This is a genomic window from Burkholderia pyrrocinia (assembly GCF_022809715.1).
In the GTDB taxonomy this organism is placed as follows: Bacteria; Pseudomonadota; Gammaproteobacteria; order Burkholderiales; family Burkholderiaceae; genus Burkholderia; species Burkholderia pyrrocinia_C.
In genome coordinates, this window is sequence record NZ_CP094461.1 from 988,795 (window position 1) to 1,013,020 (window position 24,226).

Here is a 24,226-nt window from a genome sequence, read left to right on the forward strand (position 1 = left end):
GATCATGGCCAGCAAGGCAGACATCGCATACCACTATGATGTTGATAATTCGTTATACGAACTTATCCTCGATAAACGATATCGTGCGTATAGCTGCGCGGTTTGGGACGGCGTATCGACGCTCGAAGAAGCGCAGCATCAGAAACTGGCCCGTTTGAGCCGCTTCGCCGGGATCTCGTCGGGACAGGCAGTGCTCGATATCGGCTGCGGATGGGGTGGCATGATGCAGCATGCACTCGCCGACGCCGGGGCTGCGTCCGCGGTCGGCGTAACCTTGAGCGAAGACCAGTATCGCTTCGTGTCGGATCTGAACGATCCGCGGATCGAAGTGAAGCTTACGTCGTGGAAGGATTACGCCCCCTCGTGCAAATTCGATGCACTGGTCTCGATTGGCGCCTTCGAACACTTCGCGTCGCTGAACGATCGGGATGCCGGTCAGCATCGCAGTGTCTATACCGAGTTCTTCCAGTGGTGTCGCTCCGTGTCGACCGATCACGCCCGCTTGGGGCTGCAGACCATCGTGACATTGCGCATGCCGAGGAATCTGCAAGAAGTGCGCGACACGCGATACCTGCTCGAACGCGTATTCCCAGGCTCGGCGCTGCCCGCGATCAGCGATATCCAGGCTGGCGTCCAGGATGCCTACGAAATAGTCGAGGCAAGGCAGATCGGCCTGGATTATGCGCGAACACTGGTCAACTGGCGTGAGCGGCTGGTCCGTCATCGCAGCGAAATCGAAGCCCGCTTCGGAACGGAGATATACGCGCACTACGATCGCTACTTTCTGGCAGCGGAAAGCAGCTTTCGTGCAGGAATCGTCGGCTTGGTCCAGATGAGCCTGAGTCCCGTGCAGAAGATGGTTGTCTTTCGCCGATGAGTCGCGCCGCGTTCGCAGACCAGCCGTCAGGGCTCGCGGTCGAGCTGGAGTTCCGCCCGTTGCCTTACGAGGTCGACTTCACCGGCTTCGTCAGCAATACCGTCGCGCCGCGCTGGATGGAGGCCCTTCGCGTCACCCTCATGGCGCGCTGCTGTCCGGAATTCGATTGCGGTGCACCGGAGCACCTGTCGGTCATAGCCGAGACCCACGTCAAGTACTTGAAACCCGTCCGCTACGGCGATGTGCTCCGCGGGCGCGCCTGGGTCGAATCCGCTTCCTATTCACGGTGGGTCGTCGCTTTCGCTTTCATGTGTACCGACAGTGACGAAGCGTTGCTGCAAGCGACGCAGCATGGCGCCTTCATTCATCCGCTCACCTTGACACCCATACGCATACCGCGGTCCGTTCGCGAAGCGATCGCCACCGTTCAAGCCGTACCTTCAACCCACCGAGCCTAAGCATGTCCAATCAATCCATTCTGGAAAAAGTTCAAATCATCGTCGCGCATGCGCTGGACGTCGCACCGGCCGACGTATCGCCAGGAAAGTCCTTCCGTCGCGACTTCAGGGCGGACTCGCTCGACAGCGTCGAAATCATCATGGCCATCGAAGACGATTTCGGGATCGAGTTCGACCAGGATACGGCAGCCCACATCGATACGGTCGGCGAACTCGTCAACGCGATCGAGCACGTTCAAGCGCGAAAGTGCGATGCTTCGGCATAAGCAAAAAGCCGAAATGATGCAGACGTCTGGAATTCAGCGCGCCGAACGCCTCGGCATAGTCAAATTCCGCGTATGGCTGCTGCATGCGGCATCGCTGGCCATATTCGTCGTCCCGTTCACGTGGGGCCTGGCGGCCGCGGCAATCATCGGCTTCTTCATACGCGTATTCGCCTGGGAGGGAGGCTCACACCGATATTTCTCGCATCGCGCCTTCAGTACGTCGCGTGCGTTTCAGCTGGTGCTTGCGTTGCTCGCCGCCGCCGGCGGGCAACGTGGGCCGATCTGGTGGGCTGCGCATCATAGGGAGCATCACCGACACTCGGACCAGCCAGGCGATCCTCACTCCCCGGTCCAGCGCGGCTTCTGGTATGCGCATGTCGGCTGGGTGCTCGATCAGGACAAACTCGACACCGATCTCGACGGTGCGAAGGATCTTGCTCGCTTTCCGGAGTTGGTATGGGTCAACAAATATCACTACTTGTTTCCCTACCTTCTGCTCGTCGGCATTTTCCTGCTCGGCCAATACACCGCAGTGTTCGGGCGCACCGGCCTCGGTATGAGCGCGGTCGTCTGGGTCTTCTTTCTGAGCACGTTGTTATCGCTGCACGCCACGTTCGTCGTCAACACGCTAACGCATGCCCGCAAGCCGGGCTGGATCAATCAGCGCCGTTTCGACACGCCCGATACCACGACCAATTCGTGGCTGCTCGCGATCCCGACGATGGGCGCATCGTGGCACAACAATCACCATCGCTATATGAACTCGGCGCGCGCGGGCTTCTATTGGTGGGAACTGGATCTGACGTACTGCGTGCTGCGCCTGCTCGCGGTGATCGGCATTATCTGGGACCTTCATCCCGTTCCGCCCAAAGTGCTGCATGAAGGGAAGCTCGGCGTCGCCGAGGCGGCACTCGAACGCACATCGCAAAGCAAATACGGAAAGCAACGATGATCAACGATGTCACGCTGGCTGGAAGTCCACTCGCCATCAAGCTCTACGTCCATCTACTTAGGGGCGCCTTCCGGCTTCTACAACCGATCGGCCCGGGCCTCGCAGCGAGGCTCGCGCTCAAGATCTTTCTCACGCCGCCCGCGACCAGGGCGAGCCGCTGGGAACGGAAGTTCGAACAAGAGGGTACGCTCGATTTCGTAACGATCGGCAATAAGCGCTTGCGCGTGCTGACTCACGGCACCGGCGACAAGACCATCCTGCTTGTTCATGGATGGGGAAGTCGCGGCACCCATCTCGGCAGCTATGCCGACGCGCTCTCGAAGCAAGGCTACCGCGTTTGTACGATGGATGGCCCCGCGCACGGGCAATCGACGGGCAAGGGTACCGACATGATGGAGTTCGCACAGGCAATCGCCGCGGTTTCGGCCCACGTCGGGGGCGTCGATATCGTCGTAGGCCACTCCTTCGGAGCGGCTTGCACGCTGTTGTCGATCAGCAGGTTCGGCCTCGCCGCGACGAAGCTGGTGCTGATCAGCTGCTTTTCCGACGCCGTATTCATCACCGACTCTTTCGCGCGATTTTTCCGGATAAAGGCGTCTGTCATTCACGCAATGCGCGTACGACTCGAACGGCGACATCGGAATGCGTGGCGTTGGGACCAGATAGCGCCGGCGCGACTGATCCGTGGCTTCGATCGGCCGATACTGTTGATTCATGACGAGGACGACGACGAGGTGCCGTTCCGACAGGCGCAGGAACTCCATTCGAACCACATCGACGCAAGGCTTTTCTCGACACGGAAACAGGGCCACCGGAAGATCTTGCGCGACAAGACCGGCATTGCGGCCACGCTGGCCTTTCTGAACGAAGTCGCGTAGCCTCGTCGCGATTCTTCACTGCGGAAGCGCATCACCTCGATCTTCTTGCTCTATGTTGACGCTATATAAATACGCGCTTGGTCCGATCCTGCTGCTTCAGGCGAGCTGGTTGCGCCGAACCGCGCTGCGCCTGCCCGAGGCCAACGGTCCCCGCGGGGGGGCCGAGGGCGCGGATGATGGCTCGACGGAGCCCTTGCGCATTCTGGTGGTCGGCGATTCGTCGGCGGCAGGCGTGGGCGTGGACGAGCAGGAGCATGCACTGGCGCAGCCGGTTGCACGGCTCCTGGCACGCGCCACGGGCCGGCGGGTCGAATGGCAACTGATCGCGAAGTCCGGAGTCAATACGGAGGAGGCGTTGAAGCTGTTGACGGGCAGCAAGATCGGGCCGGCCGATTATCTCGTCACGGCACTCGGCACGAACGACGTCACGTCACAGCGCAAGCCGGGGCAATTCATCCGCGACTATATCGCGCTCGCGGATCATCTCGGACTGCACACCGGCGCCGCCGGCATCGTCGTGACAGGGTTGCCGCCGTTGCACATCCTGCCGGCCGCACCGCATCCGCTGCGGTGGTACCTCGGCCGCTACGCCGTTCGACTCGATCGGGCCTTGCAGCGCTGGGCCGACCTCCATCCCGCGCGACGCTACGTGTCGCTCGAGTGGGCCGCGAATCCCGCCGAGATGGCAATCGATCGGTACCATCCCGGGCCGAATCAATATCGTCGATGGGCCGAACTCGTCACCGAGAAAATTCTGACGTTGCTCGGCGAGACGAACGCGCCTTTACACGCGGGAAAGTAGTCGACATCGGCCAGTACGGATCGCCGGAGGGCGATTCAGTCACGTTGCCCGATTGCGTTGCCCCTGCCAGGTGTACGGACAACTGCCGGCGGGCGGCCGCACTCAGGGTGAACCCTGTGGCGACCCGGCGCATTCAGAGGCAGAATCGCGTACCCGGAACCGGTATCGAACCGGACTCAAGACTCAGGATTCGCTCATGCTGCGCGATGCGCTGTTGAAACCGGCGGATTCACGGCGCTCAGGCGATCGGTCGCCCGGCGCCGCGCTGCCCGTCATGCTGCGCGAGAAGTGCTTCTCGCCGGCCAAGCTCGCGGTCCTGCTGCAGGTCGCGTCGGACCTGGGGCTCGACACCGGCGCGGTGCTGGCGGGAACCGATCTCGATCCCGCTGCGGTCGCCGATCCGTTCACGGTGACGTCGTCGCAGCAATTCCTGACCGCCGCGGGCAACGCGATCCGCGCATATGGCAATCCGGACCTCGGCGTGCGGGTCGGGCGCCGGCTACACGCGTCGAGCTACGGGATGTACGGCTACGCGATGCTGTGCTCGGAATCGATGGCCCACGCGTTCGACTCGGCAGTCAAATATCACCAGCTCGCGAACCGCATGCTCGAGATTCGCTGGGTCGTGCAGGACGACACGGTGTCATGGCTGTTTCCCGATCGGGAAACCCTGCCGCTGCCCTGCCTCGACGAGTCGCTGTACCGCTTCCTGATCGACATGCAGTTCGCGCTGCACGTGACGATCATCAAGGATGTGATGGGTGCGTGGTGCGTGCCGGCGCGCGCACAGTTCACGCAGCCGGAGCCGCCGCATGCGGCGTTGCTGTCCGACGCGCTCGAATGCCCTCTCGCGTTCGGCCAGCCGCGCAACGTGCTCGACTACCCGGCTGCGTGGCTCGCGCGCGCGCCGCAGCTCGCGAATCCGATCACGGCCGCGCAGGTATCGTCGCACTGCGCGCAGTTGCTCGACGAATTGCGCAGCCAGTCGGGCATCACGCGACGCGTCTACCAGGAGCTCACCCGCACGCCGGGACACTTCCCGGACATCGACGCGATCGCGGACCTCCTCTGCATCACGTCACGCACGCTGCGCCGCAAGCTCGAAGCCGAAGGCACGTCGTACAGCGAACTGCTGACGAGCGTGCGCAAGGCGCTCGCGATCGACTATCTCAGCACCACCACGCTCAGCATCGAGGACATCGCGCTGACGCTCGGCTTCAGCGATGCGGTCGGATTCCGTCACGCGTTCAAGCGCTGGACCGGCACCACGCCGAGCGACGTGCGGCGCAAGCGCGGCGGCTGAACACGAACGACGACGCTGACGAATTTCAGCGCGCGTCGCCGGCCACCGGCGACGCGACCGCCAGCGCAAACTCGAACACCGCGCCACGCCCGGCCCGGTCGACGAGCCGGATGCTGCTGCCGTTGAGCGCCAGCATCCGGTGCACGATCAGCAGGCCGAGCCCGCCGCTCGTCACCGAGCCGCCGCTCATCGGCCGCTGCGGCCGCTGGAACAGCCCTTCGCGGCGCGCCGCCGGAATCCCTTCGCCGGTATCCGACACGGTCACGACCACGCGGTCGCCCCGCGGCTCCAGCGCGACCTCGACCTCGCCGTGCGAAGGCGTGTGCCGCAGCGCGTTGTCGAGCAGGTTGGTCAGCACGCGCTCGATCATCCCGAGATCGGCCGACACGACCGGCACGCGCGGCGGGATCCGCGCATGCAGCACGATGCCGCGCGCCTGCGCGGCCAGCTCGAATTTCTGGAACACGTCCTGCACGAGATCGACCAGCGAGAACGGCTCGCGCTCCGCCTGCACGCCGCCCGATTCGAGCCGCGCGAGCTCGAACAGCGCCTGCGCGAGCCGGCCGACCTTCGCGCTCTGCGCGAGCGCGATCGACAGGTAGCGCCGCCGTTCGGGTTCGGCGAGCGCGTCGGACTTCAGCGACAGGGTCTCCAGATAGCCGTGCAGCGACGTGAGCGGCGTGCGCAGGTCGTGCGAGATGTTCGTGATCAGTTCGCGCCGCTGCTGGTCCTGGTGCGTCAGCGCGCGCCACTGGTCGCCGATCCGGTCGGCCATCTGCGCGAACGCGGATTCGAGCACCGCGATTTCGTCGCCGCGCCGGCCCGGCGGCGAGCGCGGCACCGGCGGCTGCGTGTCGGGCACGCCGTTCGCGTCGAAACGTCGCATCGCGTCCGTCAGCCGGCGCAGCGGGCGCGTGATGAAGCTGAACGCGGTGAGACCCGCGAGCAGGCCGAGCAGCGCGACGACCGCCATCGACCACAGCGTCGTGCGCAGCACGTTGCCGGCGTCGACGCGCGCGGCCAGCCGGTCGTGCGCCTCGCCGAGCAGCACCACGTAGATATAGCCCGACGGCGGCTGCCCGGCGCGCTGCAGCGGCGCGGCGCTGAACACCTTGCGCGCGTCGGGGCTGCGCGGATCGTCGCCGAGGATCGGCAGCGGCTGGCCCGCGATGAACCGCTGCACGGGAGCAAGATCGACGCGGTCGCGCTTCACGTGGCCAGGCGGCGCATCGTCGCCCTTGATCCGCCCCGCGTTGTCGAGCAGGTACACCTCGACGCTCGGGTTCACGCCCATCAGCTGGCCGAACAGCGTGCGCACGGCGTCGGGGCGCAGCCCGTTCGCGTCCATCAGCGGCGCGCTGTTGGCGATGTTGGCGGCCAGGTCGCGCGACAGCCCCTGCACGACTTCCTTCTCGCGCATGTCGTTCGCGCGGATCTGCAGCCACGCGGATGCGCCGGAGCATGCGAGCAGCAGGATCGAGAACACGAGCGACAGCCGCTGGGTGAGCGTGAGTTTCATGACGCGTCCCGCTGGCCCGGCGCGGCGAGCTTGTAGCCGCGTCCCCACACGGTGAGGATTCGCACGGGCTCGGCCGGATCGGCCTCGATCTTCGCGCGCAGCCGGTTGATGTGGGTGTTGACCGTGTGTTCGTAGCCTTCGTGCCGGTAGCCCCACACGGCATTGAGCAGGTCCATCCGCGAGAACACCTTGCCCGGGTGCCGCGCGAAGAAATACAGCAGGTCGAATTCGCGCGGCGTGAGGTCGATGCGCGCGCCGTCGACGCTCGCCTCGCGCGCGATCGGGTCGATCGACAGCCCGGCGATGTCGAGCGTGCCCGCGTCGATCCGCGAATCGCGCGCGAGCGCATCGACGCGCCGCAGCAGCGCCTTCACGCGCGCGACGAGTTCGAGCACCGAGAACGGCTTCGCCAGATAGTCGTCGGCGCCGAGTTCGAGGCCGAGGATCCGGTGCACCTCGCTCGACCGCGCGCTCGTGATGATGATCGGCGTATAGCGCGTCATCGCACGCGCGCGCCGGCAGATTTCGAGGCCATCGACGCCCGGCAGCATCAGGTCGAGGATCAGCGCGTCCCAGTTGCCCTGTTCGAGCAGGCGCAGCCCTTCGGCGCCGTCCGCGCTGTGCACGACTTCGTAGCGCTCGTCGCGCAGGTGCAGGCTCAGCACGTCGGCGATGTCGGCGTCGTCCTCGACGATCAGGATGCGTTTCGGATGGTCCATGGCGGTGGGCGGCAGCAGGTCGGGCTCGGGTTCGGTAACGGTTGCGACAACGGTTGTCGGGATTGTCGGTTGCCGGGGGCGAATCGCGGCGCAACGCCGCGCTGCCGCCATTGTGCAAAATTTTGCGGCGGCGAGTGATCACAAATCATTTAACTTTGGATCGTGTCTGTTCCGTGAGCCAATGCCTGTAAGGCTTTCCGTTCCAGCCCCCAATACAGCTACGACAATGCGCTGGCCGAAACGATCAACGGCCTGTACAAGACGGAACTGATTCATCGGCGCGCCCCTTGGAAAACGAGGGAATCCGTCGAACTGGCAACGCTGGAATGGGTCGCCTGGTACAACCTTCATCGCCTGATGGAACCGCTCGGCTATATCCCGCCTGCTGAAGCTGAGGCAAACTACTACAGGCATCTCGGAAACGTTGATGAAGTGCCTGCATTAACTTAAACCAACTGGCCTCCACGATTCCCGGTGCGGTTCATCTGGAGATTCTCAAGCCTGGAAGAGCGCATGAACCTGCGGGCACAGCACTATGCCGCAGGACTATGGCCGCCTGACGGCGGCCCCCAGCAGATCGAGAAGGCGGCCTCGACGATTTGCCTGCCTGAAGCGTGGTCGCCGATGTGCTGAGGTCAGTGAGAGCGATGTGCAGATCCTGAGCACGTCGCTCAGCGACTATGGATAGATGGGAGCCGCATGCTGCGGAACCAGCACAGACTATTGGGACGGAACGATAGTGATGATGTCAGAAAATCCAGCGATCGCCCTCGTCGGGCCGGGGGCCATCGGCACGACTGTGGCGGCGGCCCTTCATGAGGTCGGACGCACACCGACCATTTTCGGCCGCTCAGCGCACGAACACCTGGAACTGCGCTTCGACGGCGGTCATATCGTGGTACCTGGACCTGTGCGAACCAATCCGGCCGAGGTCGAAAATACATTCGACCTGGTTTTTGTCGCGGTGAAATCAACACAGGTGGACGCGGCAGCGTCGTGGCTTTCTGCCCTGTGCGGGAAGAAGACTGTTGTCTGCGTGTTGCAAAACGGCGTTGAACAGAAAACGCTCTTCGCGCCTTACGTGCCCGACAGTCTAGTCTTACCTTCGGTGGTATGGTTCCCTGCCCAACGCGAACCTGACGCCTCGGTCTGGCTACGGGGCAAAGCGCGCCTTACATTGCCAGACACGCCGGAGAGCAGCATCGTCCTTGCGGCGTTGAGAGGCACGCGATGTTCGGTCGACGTCGTGGCCGACTTCACGTCCGTCGCGTGGCGCAAGCTTTTACAGAACGCGGTCGCCGGCTTAATGGTTCTCGCGGGGCGTCGCGCTGGCATGTATTCCCGCACCGACGTTGCCGGGCTGGCTCTAGCCTATTTGCAGGAGTGTCTTGAGGTTGCTCGGGCAGAGGGTGCGACGCTGGGCGACGAGGTCCCGCAGGCGATCGTGGATGCATTCCGTAGTTACCCGGCCGACCTGGGCACTTCGATCCTCGCCGACCGACAAGCTGGCCGTCCCCTTGAATGGGACAGCCGAAACGGAGTCGTGCAGCGTTGTGCTCGATCACACGGAATTCCTACGCCGATTAGCGATCTGGTCGTGCCACTTCTGGCAGCCGCGAGCGACGGCCCGGGTTAAGATTTCCCGTCGATCTGATTTCGATCTATCGTGCCGTGACTCGCCGCTCTGTCGGCCGCTGCGTCCATGTTGGATAAAGCAGTTCGGCGCGATTCTTTGCAGCGTCGCCCGTAAAAGTCACGCGTGGCTCGTTCGCCCCGAGACCGAACAGCAGGCTACGAGGAGTATGTCCTCGCGCGGCAATCGCTCCGATACCGCCGATGAACATTTCTTTAGCCGCCACGCGGCGAACGCGAGACGAACTTGCGCGCACACCGGGAACCCAGCGGACGACGGCTCAGCCGTAGCACGCGACCGCTTCCCACATATCGGGTAGTGCGTTCGCTTGAGGAATCATACCGCCCGGCCAGGAGAAGCCAATTTCTCTATTTTTTTCGATTCCGGTGATTTGGAGATTTTTTTCTACTTGTTCGGTGCTCTGATCAACACATACATTTCCGAAGCGCAGGGGCAGGCCGGCGCGCTCGCCTGGCACCGCGCACGGACACGAACACCGACACGAGCATCGTGAATAGTAACGACCCGCCGCTCGAGCAAAGCCCGGGGGAGCCCTCGTCGCACTTTCGCACCGCTTTCGTTGAACGCCCCAAATACTCCGATGCGTCCTTTCCGGAAGCAACGATCCTCGCGAACGCCCGTTCGCTCGTCGGTTGCCTTGGGCCGGCGGCCAGCGCGTCGCTAGCGCGAAGTCAGCAGAATCTTCAGGATTCCTGCACGGCAATCCCACCTCAGAAATTGTGGGCCAATCCGATCATGAACATGTCCTGGTCCGTGTTGTTGCCGGTCGCGACACGGTTGAAGCGGAGATTCGCAGTCCAGTCCTTGGTAAATTCATAGCCGATCTGCGCGCTGAGAAGCGCAGCAAGCTTCATCCGGTTGGACGGCGCACTCTTGTCGTATGCAAGATAGGGGCCGACTCCGGCACTGAGACTCCATCTGCTCAAGATTGGCGCAACGTACCAGAGTTGGGCCGCAGCGCCCCTTCTGGCAGCGACGTCGTTGACGCCCTCGTAAACGAAGCTTGCCGAATATGCCCAGGCATCGCCGATCGGTCGTTTGAGCTCGACCATGTACCCCTTCTGGATGGGAACCCGCGGCCGGTTCGTTTGCGAGGTTCCGGCCCAGACGCTCAGCTGAGTCCTGCCGTCGGACAGCGACGGATGAGGGTCGCCGCCGAATCCCGAGCCGATGCCGAACAGCACCATATCGGATGAGTGGCCGCCCGCGATCTGAACACGGTTGTACTGCGCCTTGAGATAGATGCCATTGGGCGTAAGCTCGTAGCGTAACGCAGCCGACGCGCGGATTCCGAGACGCTTCTCGTTGCGCGCCCCATCACCGACGTGTGTCGTGTTCATGCTGAAGTACGGACCTGCCGCAAACTCGAGCGCCGTCCTTCCGCCAAGCGGCAAGCGCGCCGCGCCGAGCAGCGCGAAACCGTCGCGATGGTTGTCCGTCGGATGGCCTTCGTTCAGGTAGGCGACGAACACCGACGCGTAATCGTTCAGTGCCTGGCCAAAGCCGACTTCGTAAGCGCGCCAGTGCATGTTGCCGCCCTCGCTCGCACGGCCATTCCCATAAACGGCGTATGCGTCGAGTGTGCGTTGCCCCGGGGCGGGCCCGCTCGACGGGTCCGGCGCGCCTTCATCGGCATTCGCAAAGCCTGCGACAGCCAGGCCAACGGCGGCAACGAACGCATAACGGAAGCGAACATCAGAGTATTTTCCCATTCCGGCACGCTCCAGCAATAACAATGGCAACAAACCAGAGGATCGAATCGCGCCGCGATCTGCAGGCGCCGGTATCCCTGGCGCCTTATAGCGCTCGCCGCGAGCGCTCACGCCTGGCCACCTCTCCGACGACAGTCGGCCATCACCGCGTGGCGGCCGGTGCCGCCGGCTCGACAGCGCGCCTGATGGATGCCGAGGTGTCCATCACGTCCATGTCGAGGTTGCTTTGGGCGACCTGGACCGCCTGTTGGCCGGTTCGTTGCAGTGTTTCGCAAAACGCGCTTGGCGGCAATCGCGGAATCCAGCGACGCGCCGGCGGCCTTGGAGCCGGCGGGCGCACTTTTCGCGACGTCCGCCACCGGCGTCCTGACTGATTGATCCTCATTTACCGGATCGTCATTTCCAGAAACCGCGAGCGATCGCGCAGCGGATGGCCGTCAAGTGCCGGCGGCGAGACGCGGGCCCGCGCCAAGCGTAGTGAACTCGGCTTCAGGCCGTAGCGACGGCAGCGCGTGTACCCAAGGATCGATGCCCTGCTGCTGCACTTCTTCGAGAAACGCAACGCGCGTGCTCCAGTAGCTTGCTCGCAATTTCGCATCGATGACACGCTGCTCGGCAGCGAACAATTCCATGCGTGCAGTCACCAGCATCGACGCGGCGGTTTTTTCCGGCGTCGGGGCGTGACGCATCGCCCAACGGCTGATCCAGTTCACCATGCTGCCCCCCGTAAGAATGGACCCGAATTGGGCAATCGCGATCGGCCGCGCGCTTGTCACGCTGCGTTGCGGCGGCCACCGAACGTCGCCACTCGGGTTCCAGGCGCCATCGACACCTCGCATCGATGGCGATCGCCGCGGCATACGCGCGCGGCTTATCCATCCTTTGAACACTTTCCGGTTTGCGCGATACGGGTTTGCATCCTTCGACACGTTTCATTCTTGAATCCGTGCATCGCACATGCGACTGTCCATTTCCATAGAAGCAGTGAATACGCTGGCCACGGACGGCACCGTGAGCCTGGTACTGATGGAAGCAGCCGGCTTGAACGTGGCGAACGTGGTGTACGAGATGTTGTTCGACGATCACGACGTGAAGATCAACTGCGCGGTGGCCGATTTCGTGGTCACCAATGGCGCGCTCAGGACGCTGCGCGGTGTCCCGCCGCCGTTGCGCCGGCAGGCGATCGCGGTGCCGCCGCCGCGGGGTGCGCGGGCGACGGGGACGCTGCGGCACCAGGCCCGGAAGGCGGCTGCGGCGCGGACGTGTGCGCCGCGGCCGGTGGCGAAGAAGAAGGCGGCGACGAGGACGGTTGGCCGGCGCCGGCCCCCCCTGCCGAGCCTGAAGCGGCGGAACCGGAAGCCGCAGGCGCCGCGCCGGGCGGCGGCCGCAGCCCGCCGTCGAGCGAGGTCCGGCGGGCGGCCAGGTCGGCCTGTTCGGCGCTGCGCTGGGCGGCGCGATCGGAGGACAGGCGCGCCGCTTCGGCATCCGGATTGATCGTGTTGACGCGGATGCGCTCGACGTCGCCCACGCCCGCCAGCCGGTTCAACGGCACGTAGTCCGTACGAAACACCAGTTCGACGCCGCTCGTCAGGTTGACGTCGGCGTGCGAACTCTCGGTCGTCTGGGTCCGGTCGGTCGACACGTAGCCGATCGTGCTCTGCACATTGGCCTCCGCGCCCCAGGGCCCGAAGCGTGCACCCCCGCTCACGCCCACCGTGTTGCGCGTGTCGAATTGCGAGCCGCGGTCGTTGGCGGCGGCGCTGCTCGCGTCGATATGGAAATTCATCGCGGCGTTGAGCCGCCCGCTTTCGATGACGATGCGCTGCAGGCCCATCTGCACCATCGTCGCGAGCAACTGCTGGCGGTTGCGGGCCAGCACCTGCTGCGCGAGCGGCACCAGGCGCTCGGGATCGGAAGCCGGGACCGCGTCGCCCGGCCCCATTCCCAGTGCGCTGCGCAGCGCCGCTTCGGCCGGCGGGGACGCGCCCGGGCGCAACGTCAGCCGAGTCGCGGCATCGCGCTCGGCCTGCAGCTCCTGCTGGCGCTGGCGGCGCTCGTCCGGCGGCAGGCCCGCCAATTCGTCGGCATCGTCCGCGGCCTCGTCGTCGCCGGTGACCTGGTAGGCGGCGGGGAAATGCTCGGCCAGCCACTGCCGCGCGCCGGCGATGCCGACATTGCTGTCCGCGAAGCCTTCGGTGGTCTGCGCGACGTTGCGGATCAGGTCGACGAACGCGGTCAGCTGCTGCTGGTTCGAATCGTTCATCGCCTTGAAGACACCCGTGATCAGCTCGGTCACGAAGCGCGGGAACGACACCGCGTTGAGCACCGCCCGGGTGGTGCCGGCCATCCGGTCGATGGCGGTGCCCGAATAGTCCGAGCCGGCGTTCTGCGCGACGGCCAGCGCTGCACCGGGACGCGCCGCGAGTGCGTCGTGGTCGAGCGCGATCGAGCCGATCCGCACCAGCCCGGACGCGAGATCGCGGCGCGTGGCCGGATCGAGGGCGCCGAAGCCCTGCTGCGCGGACAGCAGTTCGCGGACACGGTGGCGAACGTCGGGCCGCAGCACCGGCGAACGCGCAGGGCGCGCGGCCGCCGCCATCTCAACGGCTCCGCCGCGCGTCGCGCGTCCCGCGACGCATGGCGCGCAGCCGGGGTGGCGACGGCGCGTCCGCCGCCCTCGGCATCCCGGTTGTGCCGTCCGCATCGCGACGGCCTGAGCGACGAGGTTTCATGTCAGCGTCCGAGTGCCGCCCACGGGTTCTCCGGCGCGGCCGGCCCCAAAGCCGGCGGCACGCCGCGGCCGGCGTCCGGCGCGGCAGGCGCCTGGCCGTCGGGTTTCTCGCCGAGGCCGAGCGTTGCCTCGATCCATTCGGCGGCGGCGGCGATCACCGGGTTGTCGGCGGTCACCAGCGGCGCCGCGCCGCCCAGCGCATCCGCGACGTCCGCCAGCCACGCGATCACGGTCATCCCGGCCCTGCCGCGCCGAACATGGGCGGCGGGCTGGCGCAGCGGCTGGCGCGAGAGCCGGCCGATGCCGGCGACCACGCCCCAGATGTCGTGCGCATCGAAGCCTTGACGCATGTCGGCATGGCCGAGGATCGCGAACGCGTCCCTGAGCATGCCGACGATCTCGCCGGCCATGAACGCGGTCACGCCGGTACACGCGGCGCCGAGGTTCTGCGCGAGCGAGCGGGCGGCGTTGCGGACCCGCGCCTGGTGCCCGAGATCTCCGCGCGGGTCGGCGCCGGGCGTCTCGTCGAGTTTGTAGAGCGCCTCGCAAAGCGCGAGCATGCACTCCTCGAACTGGACGTTGCGCTCGGCATCCGCCGCCGCCGGGCCGTACGCGGTGCCGAACAACCGCGAATAGAACGCCGCGCGTTCGCCGGCCGCCAGCTTCTCGGCGCGGTGGCGCCACCAGTTGGCGACCAGCGGCCCCGCGCCGCCGAGATCGACGCCGACGGCGCCGCTCGCGGACAAGCCGGCGAGCGCCTCGACCGCGGGGATCACGCCCGCGGGCTCGAGATCGGCCGCCAGATAGAGCGACGCGAGCGCCCGCAGCTGCGCCTTGTCGACGCGCGCGGCAACGGGATCGGGGATCGCGATGTCGCCGAGCTCGTCGAGCGCGAAGGCCAGGCCGTGCGCGGTCGCGCGCTCGACGAGCCGCTCCCCCGACCGGATCGCGACCGCGAGCCCGGCATCCGCCAGCGGGGCGATGAGCATGCGCGCCATGATTCAGTGCTGCCCGGCCGGCAAGCCGGCGGCGGGGGCCGGCTTGTTGGGGTTGTACGGCGTCGAGTTGCCCTGGATCACCGACATCATCTCGGGCGTCGCCATCTTGTCGAGCGGCAGGTAGTCGCTCTTGAAGTTGACGCGGACCTCGCCCGAGAGCTTCGCTTTCACCTCGGCCTTGGATTCGCTGGTGTCGTCGAGCGCCGACCCGACGGTGGCCACGTGTTCCTGCTGCCCCTCGAACGCTGCGTCGGCCGAATAAGGCGTGTACCAGCTGCCGTAGTGGGCGCTGAGCGATTCCTTGTATTTCTGGCTCTCGCGGTCGTGCATCGACGCGGTATAGGTGCGCTTCGCGGTGTCGCTGGCGCGCATGTCGAACACCACCTTGGCGTTGATCGACCCGTCGGTGACGACGATGCGATTGATGCCGAGCATGACCATCGACGACAGCAGCTGCTGGCGCTGCTTCGCCATCTGCAGGCGCGCCGCGGTGACGAGGCGCAGCTCGGACTTGTCGTCGGACAGGTCGGTCACGGGCGGATCGAGGTTGTAGTTGCGGCTGATCTCGGCGAGCCGCTGCTGCGCGTTGTCGCCCTGCGCCACCAGCCGCGACGGAGCCGCGGCGGCCGCCGCGCCGGCGCTGTCGGCGTCGAACGCGTCGGCGCCGTCCTGCGCCTGCACCGACAGCACGTCCGGGAAAGAATCGGCGAGATAGTCGCGGCCGGCCCCCTCGCTGATGTTGTCGCTCATGAACTGGGCGGTGGTCTTGGCGACATTGGCGATCAGCTCGCCATACGCGCGCATCTGCTCGATCGAGCTTTCGACGATCGCCTGGAACACGTTCTTGATGAGGCCGCCGACGAATTTCGGGAAATCGACCTTCTGCACCATCTGGCCGAACTGCTCGACGCCCTGCTTGACCGCGCCGGCCTGGAAGTCCTTGCCGGCGAAGCCGGGATCCTGCGACAACTGGCGCTTGGTCGCGGTGACGGGATCGTCGGCCAGCGCGGCGGCGGCCGGCACCGGACGCGGTGCGGCGACGGGGCGCGCGAGGCCGGTAGGCGGCAGTTCGCCGTTCGCCTCGCGCTCGGCGATCTCGGCATGCACGCCGTTGGGATCGGCCAGGTACGCGAGCACCCGCACCGTATCGGCGGCGATGCGGCGGCGTTCGTCGTCGGGCAGGTCGAGGAACGACGGAATCGCGGTCAGCAGGCGGCGCACCTCGGGGCGCGTCGCGTCGAACGCGGCGGCGCTCGTGGGCGGCCGCACCGGGTGAAGCGCGTCGGGGGGAGCGGACAGGCGCATGGCTCAGTTTCCCCTGGCCGGAGCCGGCGCGGCAGCCGGTGCAGCGGCCGGAGCCGCTGCGGGTGCGGCGGCGGCCGGGGCGGCGCCCGCCGGCGTTTTCGGGCTGGGCAGCACGTTGGGATCGGCCGGCGTCGCGTTGCCGGTGATGGTGGCGATCATCTGCGGCGTCGCCATCTTGTCGAGCGGCAGGTAGTCGCTCTTGAAATTGACGTCGACCGCGCCGGACAGCTGAATCTTGGTCTGCATCGCCGCGTTGCTGGTTTCGGACGCGGCGGTCGACGCGGTGATGATCGGCTTGTTCTCGTATTCGTAGTCGCCCTTCGCGTAGTAGTCGGCGCTGTACTGGCGGCCGTTGTCCTTGTCGTTGCTGGAGTCGTACTTGCCGCCGCGATCGTAGGTGCCCTTGCCGGCATAGGTCGTCTGGACGTTGCCGTCCTTGTCGCGGGCCAGGTCGACCGCGGTGGCGCTACGCTGCTTGGAGAGCGTGTCCTGCGCGCGCACGTCGTAGATGATCTTCGCGGAGATCTTGCCGTCGGTGACGACGATGCGGTTGATGCCCATCAGCACGATCGAGGCCAGCATCTGCTGGCGCTGCTTGGCGAGCTGCATCTTGAAGCGGTTGACGATGGCCAGCTCCGAGGCCTCGTCCGACAGGTCGAAGGTGTCGCCGTCGCCCATCTGCAGGCGGGCGCGCACGGTCTTCGACGCTTCGTCGGGGTCGACCCCGTCGCGCACCTGCACGCGCGGGCTCGGCGTATCGCCGCTGTCGTCCATGCCGATCTGGAACAGGTCGGGAAACTGGTCGACCATGTGATCGCGCGCCTGGTTCTCGGTCACGTGCTCGTCGGCGAACTGGCCGAGCGATTTCGCCACCTGCGCGATCATTTCCTGATACGCCTTCATCTGCTCGATCGAGCTGTGGGTGATCGACTGGAACACGCCGCTGATCAGGCTCGCGACGAAGGTCGGGAACTTGACCTGGTTCAGCAGCTCGCCCGCCACCGCGGCACCTTCGTGCGCGGCCGACGCGGTGAACTTCGACTTGCCGATGGCCTCCACCGCCTGGTTATGGGTCTGGAAATCCGCCTCGTGCGCCGAATGATCCGTGTTGTCGTCGAGCGCGCGCGCCGTGGCGGTGCCCAGACCGCCCGGAATCTCGTGGCCGGCAAACCCTTCGGGCCGGGCCAGATAATCGGCGATCAACGCGGTGTTGCGGGCGATGTCGCGGCGATCGGCGTCGGGCATCGCGTTGAAGGCCTGCGATCGGGTCAGCATCTGCGCGACGCCGTGGCGCACTGCGTCGGCCGGCACCGGCACCGGCGTGTGGCGCGGGGCGGCCGCGGCGGCGCGCGGGGGCGGCGCGATCGGCGTGGGACGGGCAGCTTGCGGGAACATGGCGACCTCGCGGAAAACGCGTGACGAAGCGATTCGGATTCAGCTGGCCTGGGCGAACGCGTCCACAGGCAACTCGAACTCGATGGGGCGCAGGTAGAGGCTCACCCGCGCAGGGCTTGCCGCGTCCGTGCGCAGGCTGATGATCGAGAAGCGGCCCGGCCAATGCGCGTCCTCCGGCGTAAACGCGCCCATCCATTGCTCCAGCGCCTGCAGCCCGCGCGGACGCTCGGCGAGCCCCATCGTCAGCAGGCTGAGGAACGCGGGCGGCACGTCGGGGATCGCCGAGAGCAGCACGTAGAGCTCGAAATCCGGCCCGTCCGGTCCCAGCCCGAACGCGAGCAGCGCGCCGTGCGGCGGCAGGTCGAACCGCCCGCCGAGCACCAGCCCCAGGATCTGCATGATGCCGGGCAGGCGATGGCCGAGGCCAAGCGCGTCCATGACCGGCTGCAGATCGGCGAGCCGCAGCGCCCGGGTGCACGCGAACGTGAGCCGCTGGCCGCCGAGGTCGCGCTGGGCCGCCATCGTGGTGAACAGCGGCTTGAGCCCGGGCACCATCTGCAGCGCGGCCTGGACGATGCCGGCCAGGTCGCGCGGCAGGTTCTCGATCGTGCCGGCGTCGCCGGGCAGCTCGTAGTACACCTTGGACGCGTAGAGCCCGTCGCGGTCGTAGCTGGAGCCGAAGAACGCGCCGTAGTCGAGGTTGCCGCCCGGTCGCGCGAAGCCCCGGAACGGCTCGCTCGCCTGGTCGAACCAGTGCAGCGCTTCGCGGCCGATGAAGTCGCGGATCAGCTTGCGCATTTCGCGCGTCGACGCGTCGCGCCGGTCGATCGCCGACGCCTCCGGCGGCAGCGGCTCGATCGTGAAGCGCAGCTTGCCCGGCTGGCTTTCCGAGAAGCTGGGTTCGAACGGCACCGCCATCGGCATCAGCGCGTTGTCGCGGAACCGCAGATCGTCGGCGCCGTCGCCGAACGTGCGCAGGAACAGGTCGCGCGACGGTGCGAAAGGATCGGCGGTGCCGAGGCTTCGCGCGGCGCTTTTCAGGCGGCGTTCGACGCGGGCGACGACCGGCTCGCGGATTGAGGTCAGGGGCATGGCTCGGCTCCGGCAGGGTTCGGGGATGGCGCAGCGCACGCAACGCCGGTTCAGTGCGGGCGGTTCGAGTAGTAGCTCGCGCCGTTGTGCGTGCCGACGCCGTAGCCCGCCTTCACCGGCACGCCCGTGCCGAGGCCGATGCCGGCGCCGATATCGCCGACGCCGTCCAGCATCTCGCGCGCCATCGCCGGGATCGGCACCGGCTTCGACGTCATCTGCGGCGCCTCGCGCGGCTGCGAGAACTGCTCGATCTGCGTATCGGTGGTCGCGGTATCGGCCAGCCACAGCTCGCACGCGTTGACCAGGTCGTAGTCGGTGGGATCGACGGTCGACTTGTGGTTCGACGAGACGTCGGGATTGGCGATCTGGTCGATGCTGAGCAGCGGGCCGGTCGCCTTGTTGACGCGATCGACGTTGTTGGCCAGCCACGCGGTGATGATCGTGCCGCAGGTCGCCAGCGTGCGATAGCGCGAGCTGGTGCGCGCGCCGCCCAGATCGTAGGTCGCGACCTGGTCGATCACCTGCCACATGTCCTTCGCGCCGTAGCAGCCGCGAATCTCGGGGTCCTGCAGCAGGTCGATCATGAACTTGACCTGCGACTGGATCTCGCGCGCGGCGTAATGCGCCATGCCGTAGCCGTGCAGCGAAAGGTTGCCGGCGAGATCCCGGGCGGCCTTGCGCACCTGCTGGTGGTTGATCGGGTTCGGCACGCTCGCGCGCAGCAACGAGTCGACCTCGGTCTGGCGCACGAACGACGACACCGACGACACGAAGCGGATCCACAGATCGTTGAATTCGCGGTTGCCCGCGGTATTCGGATCGCCGCCCGGCACGCCAAGCGTGATCGCCGCGAAGTTCTTGCGCTCCTGCTCGGAGATGCGGTTCGGCGTTTCGCGCCAGTAGCGATAGAGCAGCTTGCCGGCATTGCCCGGGCCGATCGGCAGCGTGCCGTGCTGGAACTGCTCGACGATGCGGTCGACGACCTGGAACACCTTGAGCTCGTCGAACATCGCGGCGACGATCATCGGGCCCATCACGCGCACGTTGTCGGCGACGATGTTCGCGTCCTCCAGATCCTCGAGGTTCGGCAGATCGATGCCGAGATCGGCGATCGCGTCCTGGCTGCCGATGTTCTGGACGGTGTTCAGCTCCTCGTTGATGCGGCGGCGCAACTGCGGCTCGTCGGCCTGGATCTTGCGGGCCTGCAGGCCGCGCATCACCCGCGCGAATTCGGTGGCGACCACGCCCGGCTGCTGGCCGTTGCGGCCGTCGGGATCGCCCTCGATGCACAGCAGCGCCAGCACCCGCTGCGCGAGCGCCCCGTACGAATTGGCTTCGCCCACCGCCGCGAAGAACTGGCGGGTAAACGCGTTCATCAGCCCGCTGCCGTCGTCCGGCACGATCCTGCCGTCCGCGACCTTCACGGGCGGCGGCGTGGCTCCGTCCACCGCGAGGATGCCCAGCACCAGCGCGACCAGCGTGATCGCCGCTGGCTCGGGATCCGCGCCGTTCGCGCCGTTCGCGCCATTTGAGCCGCCCACGCCGCCCTCGCCGAATTTCAGCTGGCCGGTTTCCTCGGAAAGCAGCGGCGGGTTGATCAGCGACTTGCTGGCGAGCAGCTCGCGGGTGGCGACGAACAGCGGGTCGCAGACCTCCGTCTCCTCGCCGGACGACGTCTTGCTGCCGTAGACGACGTCGAGAATGGCCTTGCACAGGGCGAGCTGCTGCCGCTCGGCAGCGACCAGGGGCCGCTTCAGCGACTCGAGCCGGTTGACGATATCGACCAGCCCGTCGCGTGCCCGGGTCTCGAGGTCGACGAGGTCGAGGAAGCGGACTTGATGATTGACATGAAACATTTAACTTCTCCTTGAAATCCGGTCGGTTCGAGGGAATGAACGGGATCCGGTGCGCAAGTCAGCCGTCGTCGGCGCTTCCTTCCTTGTCCGTGCAACCGTCGTCGCCCGCCGCTTCGTACGCGTCGATGCGGCCGGACAGCGCCTGCAGCGCCGCCGCCGCGTCGAGAATGCCGGCGCCGCAGCCGTCGGCCGCGCCGGGCGCGAACGGGCGGGCGGTGGCGACCAGCAGATCGCGCACCGTCGCGCCGTCGAGCGGATAGGCGCGGCGCTGCGCATACGCGACGAGCAGCGCCGCGGCGCCCGCGACGAACGGCGCGGCAAAGCTGGTGCCGGTTGCAAGCTGATAGGCCTCGATCGCGCTCGTCAGCACCCGTTCGCCCGGTGCGCACAGCGCGACGTGCGGACCGCGCGTCGAGAACCGGGTGGGCCGTCCGTCGTCGCCCACCGCACCGACCGCGATCACCTGCGGATAGGCGGCGGGCCAGTAGCGGGTGACGCTGCCGTTGTTGCCGCTCGCGGCAACGAGGATGCAGCCGCGCGCGGCGGCATACGCAATCGTGTCGGCATGCGGTTTCGGGCGGTTGGCGGCGATCGTCGCATCGTCGGTGCCGAAACTCATGTTGATGACCTTGGCGCCGAGGTCGACCGCCAGCTTGAGCGCGCGGTCGAGGTCGGCGATCGCGCCGAGCCCGACCGCGTGCGCGTTGCCCGGCAGGCGGGCGGCCGCCAGCGCGCGCATCGGCAGGATGCGGCAATCGCCGCCGAGTCCGCGCGGCATCGCCACGCCCTCGGCGGCGATGATGCCCGCGCAGCCCATGCCGTGGCCGACGAAGCGATCCTCGGGAAAATCGCCGCGATGGCCGTGGCCGCTCAGCAGCTGCACGCCCGGCGACAGATCGCCGGGCTCCAGCCGCACCGTGTCGGCGCCCGCGCGGAACGCGTGGGCGAATTCGGGATGCTGGCGGGCGATGCCGCTGTCGATGAGGCCGACCGTGACGCCGCTGTCGCCCCGCTCGATCGCATGCGCGTCGGCCATGCGCACCAGCGCGCGGGCATCCTGTGCGAACCGCGCGGCCGGCGGCACGGGCGCCAGCCGGCCGGGCGCGTCCATCGGCACCATCGCCACGTAGTTGGGCGTCACGCTCTCCACGCTCGCGAGCTGCGCGAGCGAGTCGCACAGCGCACCGATCGGCGTGCCGGCCGGCACGCGCAGCAGCAGCGTGCGGGCCATGCCCGTCGTCTGTTCGACCGCGTCGTAACCGTGGTGCGCCTGCCCGGGCACCCAGCGCCCGGCCACCGCGCTGAACGGGCGCACCGCGAGGAAGCGGCCGGCGAACGCGACCACGATGCGGTCGACCGGGCCGCCGTCGATGCATTGCGCGGCGGCCAGCGCGCCGCGCGTCACGTCGCGGATCGACGGCACATGCTCGGGCGCTTCGCCGAGCGCCAGCTTCAGGAGCAGGCTGGTCGGCAGGCTGAACTGCCGCTCGCCGGGCGACGCCCACGGCGCGCCGAGTGCATGGATCGTCATGGCCGCGTCTCCTCCTGACCGGGAACGGCGGCCAGGGTCATCGGCCTGGCGGCAGGCGCCGGCGGCGGCGCGAACGCGCTCAGGTCGAACGCCACGGCGGCGGCATGCCGGCTCGTCGGCGACACGGCGAGTTCGCCGGCCCACTGGTCGTGACCGGGCGCGAGCAGCAGCTCGTCGTCCGCCGATTGCAGCACGGCGACCGGGCGATTGCCGATCCGCACCAGCGGCGCGTGCCCGCCGTTGACGAGATTGCGCCCGACCACGCGCAGCAGCGGCGACGCATCGGGCAGCGCGTCGGTGGCGGGCGCCACGGGCTCGACCCGCTCGACGCTCGGCGCGGACGCCCGGTCGAGCGCCCGGCGCAGCCGGTCCACGGACAGGTTGGTGACGCGGCCGATCGCATGCACCATGTCGCGCTGCTCGGCCTGCCGAAATTGCCTGACCGTGCGCACGCCGGCCCATTCCAGCCGCTTGCGGTCCTCGGCCGAAAGCTCGTCGCCCAGCGCGTCCAGCGGCTGGTCCTTGCTGTCCTCGGACAGCGCGATCGCGTTCTCCTCGATCGCCGGCCGCGTGATGGTCGTGAAGACGAGATGGAAGGTGCTGCTGTCGGTGTCGCCCGGGCCGGCGGGGCGAATCCAGACCTCGCTTTCGACGAATTCGACATGGGCGCGCAAATCGAGGTTGACGTCCTTGATCGCGAAGGTCAGCGGCAGGTTCAGGTTGCGTGCCTTGATCGCCATCGCCGCCTGCGCGTTGTCGAGCTGGCTCTGCACGGCCTGGATGAAATCCTCGAGGCGCAGGCTGGCGTTGCTGTTCATTGCCCCGCTCCATCAATCGGCACGGCTTCGAGGACGATCACGAGCCGCGCCGGCTCCGGATCGAAGGCCGTGCGGGTCAGGAACTGCGGCAGGTCGCCGACCAGCTCGATGCCGCCGGCGCCGCGCGCGACGCGCAGGTCGAGCGGCAGCTCCATGGCCAGCGAGCGCACCTGCAGCCCCTGCGCCGCACCCGCGGTCAGCAGTTCGGCAACGTCGGCAAACGCGCCCAGCGTCTCGCCCAGCGGCCGCTGCGAAATCATGCCGGTTCTCCTCGAGTGGATGCGGGCGCAGCCGGAGCGGCCGGAACAGCGGACGGGGCGGGTGCGACGGGTGCGGCCGGCAACGCAGGCGTCGCCGCGGGCGCGGGCGCCGCAACCGGCGCGGCAGGCTGGGCGACCGTCGCGGCCGTCGGCGCCGGCGGCGCGATCCGCGCGGCGGGCCGGCTGTGCCGCTCCAGCAGATTGCGCGACGCCTCGTCGACGAAACGGTCGAGCGGCAGTGTCTCCGACGCGAAATTGATGCTCACCTTCCCGGTCAGCGTCGCCTTGAGATCGGTGTCGGTTTGCGCATTGACCGCAACGGTCGAGACCGTGGTGACGACGTCGCCCGACGTCCCCCGTCCGCCCCAGGTCGTCTGTCCCGACGACGGGTCGTTCGACGTCGCATACTGCACGGCGGCCCGATCGCGCGCCTTGGCCTGGAAATTGAGGCTGGCGGCGATCGTCCCGTCCTTGACCACGACGCGCTGCATGCCCAGCAGCACCATCGTCGACAGCGTCGACAGCCGATGTTGCGCAACGCGCTCGCGGGCGCGGGGCAGCACCACCGATTCGAGCGTCTGGGCATCGAACGCGCCGTCGGCCGCGCCGAAATCGGCGAGCCACGCAGGCGCGGGCGCCGCGTCGCCGTCACCGTCGCCGGGCCGGACCACCGGCGCGAGACGGTATTCGCCGCCGTCCTGCGCCAGCGTCACGTCGTGCGGATACTGCTCGACCAGCCACGCGCGCGCCTGTCCGTCGGTCACGTTCTCCTGCGCGAACTGGTCCAGCGGCTTGGCCACCGCGCCGACCAGGTCGGCGAAACTCTCCACCTGCTTGATCGAGCTGTCGACGATCGCGTCGTACGTGCCATGCACGAGGCTCGCGACGAAGGTCGGAAAGTCGATCGCGTCGGCCAGTGCCGCCGCACGCCGGCCGATGGCGTCGGTCGCCTTCTCCTTGGGGGGCGCCGACGCGCCCGGGCCGCCGGCCGGCGTCGCTTGCGGCAACGCGCCGTCCTGCCTGCCCGGGTCGCTCGATCCGGAGCCGTCGACGATCTCGCGGCCGAACGCGTCGCGAGCGAGCGCCATCACAGGCGTTGC

Annotated in this window: 22 protein-coding genes and 1 pseudogene; 9 read left to right on the forward strand and 14 right to left on the reverse strand. The window is 67.3% G+C overall.

What is annotated here, in order from left to right:
* The first annotated feature begins 4 nt into the window (after positions 1 to 4).
* The 7 genes from MRS60_RS34625 to MRS60_RS34655 all read left to right on the forward strand — a co-directional run bounded on the left by MRS60_RS34625 (position 5) and on the right by MRS60_RS34655 (position 5,536).
* The gene (locus MRS60_RS34625) at positions 5 to 877 is read left to right on the forward strand and encodes an SAM-dependent methyltransferase (protein ID WP_243567091.1); all 873 of its coding nucleotides are present in this window, start codon (positions 5 to 7) and stop codon (positions 875 to 877) included.
* Positions 874 to 1,335 (forward strand): acyl-CoA thioesterase, encoded by a 462-nt coding sequence (locus MRS60_RS34630; RefSeq protein ID WP_243567093.1) that lies wholly within the window; start codon positions 874 to 876, stop codon positions 1,333 to 1,335. The genes MRS60_RS34625 and MRS60_RS34630 overlap by 4 nt, the downstream gene beginning before the upstream one ends.
* Before the next feature lie 2 nt (positions 1,336 to 1,337).
* Positions 1,338 to 1,601: an acyl carrier protein gene (acpP, locus tag MRS60_RS34635; protein WP_243567095.1), complete on the forward strand. Its 264-nt coding sequence runs from the start codon at positions 1,338 to 1,340 to the stop codon at positions 1,599 to 1,601.
* A 13-nt stretch (positions 1,602 to 1,614) separates the two neighbouring features.
* Complete coding sequence (locus MRS60_RS34640; RefSeq protein WP_152859454.1) at positions 1,615 to 2,553, forward strand: acyl-CoA desaturase; 939 nt, start codon at positions 1,615 to 1,617, stop codon at positions 2,551 to 2,553.
* Positions 2,550 to 3,431, forward strand: coding sequence for an alpha/beta fold hydrolase (locus tag MRS60_RS34645; RefSeq protein WP_243567096.1), 882 nt, complete (start codon positions 2,550 to 2,552; stop codon positions 3,429 to 3,431). The genes MRS60_RS34640 and MRS60_RS34645 overlap by 4 nt, the downstream gene beginning before the upstream one ends.
* A 52-nt stretch (positions 3,432 to 3,483) precedes the next feature.
* Positions 3,484 to 4,233, forward strand: a complete 750-nt coding sequence (locus MRS60_RS34650) for an SGNH/GDSL hydrolase family protein (RefSeq protein ID WP_243567098.1) — start codon at positions 3,484 to 3,486, stop codon at positions 4,231 to 4,233.
* A gap of 196 nt (positions 4,234 to 4,429) precedes the next feature.
* Positions 4,430 to 5,536 carry an AraC family transcriptional regulator gene (locus MRS60_RS34655; RefSeq protein ID WP_243567099.1) on the forward strand — a complete coding sequence of 369 codons (1,107 nt, stop codon included), beginning with the start codon at positions 4,430 to 4,432 and terminating at the stop codon, positions 5,534 to 5,536.
* Between the two features lie 25 nt (positions 5,537 to 5,561).
* Here the strand turns inward: MRS60_RS34655 and MRS60_RS34660 are convergent, their stop codons facing one another.
* Positions 5,562 to 7,055 carry a sensor histidine kinase gene (locus MRS60_RS34660; RefSeq protein ID WP_243567101.1) on the reverse strand — a complete coding sequence of 498 codons (1,494 nt, stop codon included), beginning with the start codon at positions 7,053 to 7,055 and terminating at the stop codon, positions 5,562 to 5,564.
* On the reverse strand, positions 7,052 to 7,774 hold the full coding sequence (locus tag MRS60_RS34665) for a response regulator transcription factor (protein WP_034185037.1): 723 nt from the start codon (positions 7,772 to 7,774) through the stop codon (positions 7,052 to 7,054). The genes MRS60_RS34660 and MRS60_RS34665 overlap by 4 nt, the downstream gene beginning before the upstream one ends.
* A gap of 198 nt (positions 7,775 to 7,972) precedes the next feature.
* Between MRS60_RS34665 and MRS60_RS34670 the strand changes: the two are divergent.
* Both MRS60_RS34670 and MRS60_RS34675 read left to right on the forward strand, forming a co-directional pair.
* Positions 7,973 to 8,224: pseudogene (locus MRS60_RS34670) on the forward strand (integrase core domain-containing protein); the annotation flags it as partial.
* 292 nt (positions 8,225 to 8,516) lie between these two features.
* The gene (locus MRS60_RS34675; RefSeq protein ID WP_432207863.1) at positions 8,517 to 9,410 is read left to right on the forward strand and encodes an oxidoreductase; all 894 of its coding nucleotides are present in this window, start codon (positions 8,517 to 8,519) and stop codon (positions 9,408 to 9,410) included.
* A gap of 728 nt (positions 9,411 to 10,138) precedes the next feature.
* Here MRS60_RS34675 and MRS60_RS34680 read toward each other — a convergent pair.
* From MRS60_RS34680 to MRS60_RS34735, 12 genes are all read right to left on the reverse strand, one after another.
* On the reverse strand, positions 10,139 to 11,140 hold the full coding sequence (locus MRS60_RS34680) for a hypothetical protein (protein WP_347814860.1): 1,002 nt from the start codon (positions 11,138 to 11,140) through the stop codon (positions 10,139 to 10,141).
* Between the two features lie 437 nt (positions 11,141 to 11,577).
* On the reverse strand, positions 11,578 to 11,856 hold the full coding sequence (locus MRS60_RS34685; RefSeq protein WP_034185034.1) for a hypothetical protein: 279 nt from the start codon (positions 11,854 to 11,856) through the stop codon (positions 11,578 to 11,580).
* A 422-nt stretch (positions 11,857 to 12,278) separates the two neighbouring features.
* The gene (locus MRS60_RS34690) at positions 12,279 to 13,739 is read right to left on the reverse strand and encodes a hypothetical protein (RefSeq protein WP_105391474.1); all 1,461 of its coding nucleotides are present in this window, start codon (positions 13,737 to 13,739) and stop codon (positions 12,279 to 12,281) included.
* A 134-nt stretch (positions 13,740 to 13,873) separates the two neighbouring features.
* Entirely contained in the window at positions 13,874 to 14,869 is a 996-nt protein-coding gene (locus MRS60_RS34695) for a hypothetical protein (protein WP_131946062.1), read from the reverse strand.
* Between the two features lie 3 nt (positions 14,870 to 14,872).
* Positions 14,873 to 16,174, reverse strand: coding sequence for a hypothetical protein (locus tag MRS60_RS34700; protein WP_063835090.1), 1,302 nt, complete (start codon positions 16,172 to 16,174; stop codon positions 14,873 to 14,875).
* A 3-nt stretch (positions 16,175 to 16,177) separates the two neighbouring features.
* Positions 16,178 to 17,569 carry a hypothetical protein gene (locus tag MRS60_RS34705; RefSeq protein WP_243567106.1) on the reverse strand — a complete coding sequence of 464 codons (1,392 nt, stop codon included), beginning with the start codon at positions 17,567 to 17,569 and terminating at the stop codon, positions 16,178 to 16,180.
* Between the two features lie 39 nt (positions 17,570 to 17,608).
* On the reverse strand, positions 17,609 to 18,661 hold the full coding sequence (locus MRS60_RS34710) for a hypothetical protein (protein ID WP_131946060.1): 1,053 nt from the start codon (positions 18,659 to 18,661) through the stop codon (positions 17,609 to 17,611).
* Between the two features lie 50 nt (positions 18,662 to 18,711).
* Positions 18,712 to 20,517: a hypothetical protein gene (locus MRS60_RS34715; RefSeq protein WP_243567108.1), complete on the reverse strand. Its 1,806-nt coding sequence runs from the start codon at positions 20,515 to 20,517 to the stop codon at positions 18,712 to 18,714.
* A gap of 58 nt (positions 20,518 to 20,575) precedes the next feature.
* The gene (locus MRS60_RS34720; protein ID WP_243567110.1) at positions 20,576 to 22,048 is read right to left on the reverse strand and encodes a S8 family peptidase; all 1,473 of its coding nucleotides are present in this window, start codon (positions 22,046 to 22,048) and stop codon (positions 20,576 to 20,578) included.
* Positions 22,045 to 22,866 carry a hypothetical protein gene (locus MRS60_RS34725; RefSeq protein WP_243567112.1) on the reverse strand — a complete coding sequence of 274 codons (822 nt, stop codon included), beginning with the start codon at positions 22,864 to 22,866 and terminating at the stop codon, positions 22,045 to 22,047. The genes MRS60_RS34720 and MRS60_RS34725 overlap by 4 nt, the downstream gene beginning before the upstream one ends.
* Positions 22,863 to 23,126 carry a hypothetical protein gene (locus MRS60_RS34730; RefSeq protein WP_105391480.1) on the reverse strand — a complete coding sequence of 88 codons (264 nt, stop codon included), beginning with the start codon at positions 23,124 to 23,126 and terminating at the stop codon, positions 22,863 to 22,865. Before MRS60_RS34730 ends, MRS60_RS34725 begins: the two co-directional genes overlap by 4 nt.
* Positions 23,123 to 24,214: a hypothetical protein gene (locus tag MRS60_RS34735; protein WP_243567113.1), complete on the reverse strand. Its 1,092-nt coding sequence runs from the start codon at positions 24,212 to 24,214 to the stop codon at positions 23,123 to 23,125. Before MRS60_RS34735 ends, MRS60_RS34730 begins: the two co-directional genes overlap by 4 nt.
* Positions 24,215 to 24,226: the final 12 nt, after the last annotated feature.